We start from the raw sequence: 4,966 nt of genomic DNA on the forward strand, positions 1-4,966 counted from the left end.
GTCTAGTGATAATGGCAAAGAGGTCACACCCGTTCCCATACCGAACACGGAAGTTAAGCTCTTTAGCGCCGATGGTAGTTGGGGGTTTCCCCCTGTGAGAGTAGGACGTCGCTAGGCAAAATAAGAAACCGATACCTTTCGAGGTGTCGGTTTTTTTTATGTTCTTTTAAACAGGAATCGAAGGTGTGCGAGAAAAGAGAGGTGCAAGTAGTTCGAGGAAACAAGGGGGCGAGTCTCGGAGCGTATAACATACGTGAGAAACGAGAAGCCCGCAGATGACGAAGAAATGCGCAGTGCAACTCTTTTCGCAGCCTAGCGCCGATGGTAGTTGGGGGCACCCCTTGTGAAAGTAGGACGCCGCTAGGCAAAGTAAGAAACCGGTACCTTCTGGGGTATCGGTTTTTTTGTGTTGTATTTAAATGGTTTGAACAGGAGCACAGCGAAAATATAAACAATTAGTCTTTTCTAAGACCGTAACTTTATGTAATAACCCAAGAACTTAAATGAGAAACCACTCTGCGTACTTCCATGGCTCTTTTCCGAGGAGGAAGGGTTATTTAAAGGGAAGATTCAGTTGATTAAGAGAAGTTGATTCAACAAGTCTACTAGCCAGTGAGATGAGTTTGAGCGATAAATTTTCAAACCCCTGTTTTAGAAAAGATATCTTGTTTCACTAATCAACTTAACTTGGCTTATGAGATTATCTACAGCATGCTATACGTCTTGAAAGAGTGATTGTCATGAAGTAATCCATTAATCTATCAATSGTTAACTATTAAACCTATAGCTAGTTTGTAAGCGTATTGATGAATCCAATTACTTGTACATTACCGGGTAACTCGATATGTTAAGAATATAAAATGCAAGACGAGAGGATGTTGCCAAATGACGAATGTTTATGATTATGCTGCAACTTTAGTGAATGGCAAGGAAGTTTCATTAAGTGATTATAAAGGGCAACCTATGATTATTGTGAATACTGCTAGTAAATGCGGATTCACTCCACAGTTTCAAGAGTTACAAGAATTATATGATGAATATAAGGATCAAGGTCTTGTCGTTTTAGGTTTCCCATGCGGGCAATTTAGCAATCAAGAGTTTGATGATGTAAAAGAAACAATGGAATTTTGTCAATTGAATTATGGCGTATCATTCCCGATGTTCCAGAAGATAGATGTGAAAGGTGACAATGCTCATCCATTGTTCCAACACTTGGTTTCTGAGAAGAAAGGGTTATTGACCGAAGATATTAAATGGAACTTTACAAAGTTTTTGGTCGATCCTGACGGGCAAGTTGTAAAACGTTATGCACCACAATCATCGCCAAAGAAAATTGAAGGTGATTTGTTGCAATATATTTAATGAAATATCCGAATAATCTTTCTTATTACATGTTCCTTGACAGTCCATGTAGCCGCTGATAACCTTATCAATAATATTCATGAGGATATAGGGAGGCGTAAGAGATTATGTGGGAATCAAAATTTGTTAAAGAAGGCTTAACGTTTGATGATGTACTGCTTGTTCCAGCGAAGTCTGAAGTGTTACCGAAAGATGTTAGTTTGTCTGTTCATTTGACGTCAAAAATCAAATTAAATATACCAATCATCAGTGCTGGTATGGATACGGTCACTGAAGCTGCAATGGCGATTTCAATGGCTCGTCAAGGTGGTCTTGGTGTGATTCATAAAAACATGAGCATTGAAGAACAGGCTGAGCAAGTCGTCACGGTAAAACGTTCTGAAAATGGCGTTATTACAGATCCTTTCTTCCTTACGCCGACTCATCAAGTATACGATGCAGAACATTTAATGGGTAAATACCGTATTTCTGGTGTACCGATTGTTAACAATGAAGTAGAGTTAAAGTTGGTCGGGATTATTACAAACCGTGATCTTCGCTTTATTCAGGACTACTCATTGGCAATTGAAGATGTGATGACGAGAGAAGAATTGGTTACTGCTCCAGTAGGGACAACTCTTGAGGATGCAGAAAAGATTTTACAACAATATAAAATCGAAAAACTACCGATTGTGGATGAGTCCGGTGTATTAAAAGGGTTAATTACGATAAAAGATATCGAAAAAGTAATTGAGTTCCCCAATGCAGCAAAAGACCATCATGGACGTTTGTTGGTGGGTGCTGCAGTAGGAGTTACTTCTGACACAATGAAGCGTGTTGAACACCTTGTAAAAGCTCAAGTCGATGTGATTGTTATCGATACGGCTCATGGTCATTCACAGGGCGTAATCGATACTGTCAGTGAGATTCGTAAAACGTATCCTGAATTGGATATCATCGCAGGGAATGTAGCAACTGCTGAAGGTACGGCGGCATTATTTGAAGCTGGTGCTGATGTGGTGAAAGTAGGAATTGGTCCAGGATCAATTTGTACAACTCGTGTTGTTGCTGGTGTCGGTGTTCCCCAAATTACGGCTGTTTACGATTGTGCGACAGAAGCTCGTAAACATGGCAAAACAATCATTGCCGATGGTGGGATTAAGTATTCTGGAGACATTGTAAAAGCTTTAGCGGCAGGTGGACACGTTGTTATGCTCGGAAGTTTACTAGCAGGAACTTCAGAAAGTCCTGGAGAAACTGAAATCTTCCAAGGTCGTCGATTCAAAGTATATCGTGGAATGGGTTCAATTGGGGCGATGGAAAAAGGCTCGAAAGACCGTTATTTCCAAGATGATGCTAAAAAGTTAGTACCTGAAGGAATTGAAGGTCGTCTTCCTTATAAAGGACCACTTTCAGATACAATCCATCAATTGATGGGTGGTATTCGTGCAGGTATGGGATACTGTGGAACGAAAGATTTACAAGATTTACGTGAGAATTCACAGTTCATCAAAATGACGGGTGCAGGGTTGATTGAAAGCCATCCGCATGACGTGCAAATTACGAAAGAATCTCCAAATTACTCTATCTAATTAAATAACGGAACTTTAGCACCTATCTGCCGTCTATATTTTAGGCAGATTGGGTGCTTTTTTTTCAGAACGTCCCGTATGCCAGATTTTTGTGATAAAATGAGCAAGGGAAAATTAAAAAAGAGAATGGCGGAGGTTCTGAAGTGAAAAGTGCAGTGAGCAAGGCGCTAGTGCGCTGGTTACTCCTTCCGATTCTGATGGTAAGTATGGTTGTAACGCAACCGGCTTCTACAGATGCTGAAGAGAGTCTGAATTTATTGGTTGACGGTGCTATATTAATTGACGCGGATACAGGAAAAATATTATACGAACAAAATGCAGATACAGCTTTAGGTATAGCAAGTATGACGAAAATGATGACTGAGTACTTATTATTTGAAGCGATTGAAAACGGACAAGTTACTTGGGATCAACAATATTCAGTAACAGATTACACATGGAAGATCTCACAAGATCGTGTATTGAGTAACGTGCCTCTTCGTCGTGATGGGTCATACTCTATCAAGGAATTATATGAAGCAATGGCGATTTATTCAGCCAATGCAGCAACCATTGCCATCGCTGAAACGATTGCAGGTACGGAATCAGAATTCGTCAACATGATGAACAAGAAAGCCAAAGAGATGGGATTGGAAGGATATAAATTCGTCAACTCTACTGGGTTGAGCAATTCTGATCTACAAGGCATGCACCCTCAAGGTACTGGACCTCAGGATGAAAACGTTATGCCTGCAAAGTCTGTTGCGAAACTTGCTTACCATTTGTTGAAAGATTATCCGGAAGTGCTTGAAACGACGAGCATTCCACGAAAAGTTTTCCGTGAAGGCACAGACGACGCCATCAACATGGAAAACTGGAACTTCATGCTTCCAGGATTGGTGTATGAATACAAGGGTGCTAAAGTAGACGGGCTGAAAACCGGTACAACGAATTTTGCCGGCCACTGTTTCACTGGTACAGTTGAAAAAGATGGAATGCGTGTGATTGCGGTTGTCATGAAGGCAGTAGACAGCAAAGGCGAGGGTTCTTACAAAGCACGATTTGRCGCTGCTCGTGCATTGTTTGATTATGGGTTCTCGCAATTTGCAAAAGAAGAAGTTTTACCTGCAGGGTATGTATTTAAAGACCAAAAAGATATCCCTGTAATTAAAGGGAAAGAAGACCAAGTCGGCATTACAGTAAAAGAGCCGATTGAAATGGTCATTAAATCAAGCGAAAAAGATTTATACAAGCCCAAATTGGTGCTTGATGAGAAGAAAATGAAAGATGGTTCTTTGGAAGCTGCGATTAAGAAGGATGAAGTAATTGGTCATGTGGAAATTGTAAAGTCTGAAGGGTCAGATTACGGGTACATCACAGACGCTTCAAATTCTTCTGATGTTGTAACAACTGAAGCCGTTGAACGTGCAAGCTGGTTCTCTTTAGGCTTACAAGGTGTTGGTCATTTCTTCGGCAAACTATGGAATGGTGCTTCTGACTTTGTCGGTGGATTATTCTAAGCAAAAAACAAATCAAAACCGTGATTCCTTCAATTGAAGAAATCACGGTTTTTTTATGCTTTCTTTATATGCCAAGCTTTCATTAAGGCCTCTATTGCTGGTCCAAATGCTTCTTCTTCAAAACCACCGAAACCAATCAGCACTTGGGGGTTGGAGGGGATATTTTCGGTTGGATGATGGTAGTYGGACAAGGCGTATACCCGAATGTCTTGGTGTTTCGCAAGTTCAACTAACTCGCGATCAGACGATTCGCTATCAATCGTTAAAACGATGTGCATACCTGCTTGCTCGCCTGAAATTTGAACTGTAGGTTTATACGCGTCCAATGCTTGCGTTAACTTCTCCAATTTTTTACGGTATAACTTTCTCATACGATTCAAGTGTTTTGAAAAATGGCCGTCTCCCATGAACTGCGCAAGAACATGTTGATCGAGTCTCGGCACCGTTGATGAATAATACGGAAATGTTTGTCGATACGCTTGCAGCAAGTGCATTGGTAACACAAAATAGGCAATGCGTAGGGAAGGCATAAGT

4 protein-coding genes and 1 rRNA gene are annotated in these 4,966 nt (G+C 40.7%); 4 read left to right on the forward strand and 1 reads right to left on the reverse strand.

Annotated features, from left to right (window positions below; all coding sequences use genetic code 11):
• Position 1: 1 nt before the first annotated feature.
• From rrf to AC1DSB_RS14375, 4 genes are all read left to right on the forward strand, one after another.
• Positions 2-117: ribosomal RNA gene (gene rrf / locus AC1DSB_RS14360) — 5S ribosomal RNA — on the forward strand.
• A 768-nt stretch (positions 118-885) separates the two neighbouring features.
• Entirely contained in the window at positions 886-1,362 is a 477-nt protein-coding gene (locus tag AC1DSB_RS14365; RefSeq protein ID WP_342542598.1) for a glutathione peroxidase, read from the forward strand.
• 107 nt (positions 1,363-1,469) lie between these two features.
• Positions 1,470-2,933, forward strand: a complete 1,464-nt coding sequence (guaB, locus tag AC1DSB_RS14370) for an IMP dehydrogenase (protein ID WP_477532253.1) — start codon at positions 1,470-1,472, stop codon at positions 2,931-2,933.
• Positions 2,934-3,076: 143 nt separating this feature from the next.
• Complete coding sequence (locus AC1DSB_RS14375; protein ID WP_477586952.1) at positions 3,077-4,432, forward strand: serine hydrolase; 1,356 nt, start codon at positions 3,077-3,079, stop codon at positions 4,430-4,432.
• 53 nt (positions 4,433-4,485) lie between these two features.
• Here AC1DSB_RS14375 and AC1DSB_RS14380 read toward each other — a convergent pair.
• Positions 4,486-4,966 (reverse strand): aminotransferase class I/II-fold pyridoxal phosphate-dependent enzyme (locus tag AC1DSB_RS14380; RefSeq protein WP_477586953.1); only part of this gene is annotated, 481 nt, incomplete at its 5' end.

The sequence above is a fragment of the Paenisporosarcina sp. P4_E4_2 genome (assembly GCF_056401595.1).

What these genes read in the sequence shown, in the direction of transcription:
- AC1DSB_RS14365 (WP_342542598.1), top strand. Translation starts at nt 886, where the DNA reads ATGACGAATGTTTATGATTATGCTGCAACTTTAGTGAATGGCAAGGAA.
- guaB (WP_477532253.1), top strand. Translation starts at nt 1,470, where the DNA reads ATGTGGGAATCAAAATTTGTTAAAGAAGGCTTAACGTTTGATGATGTA.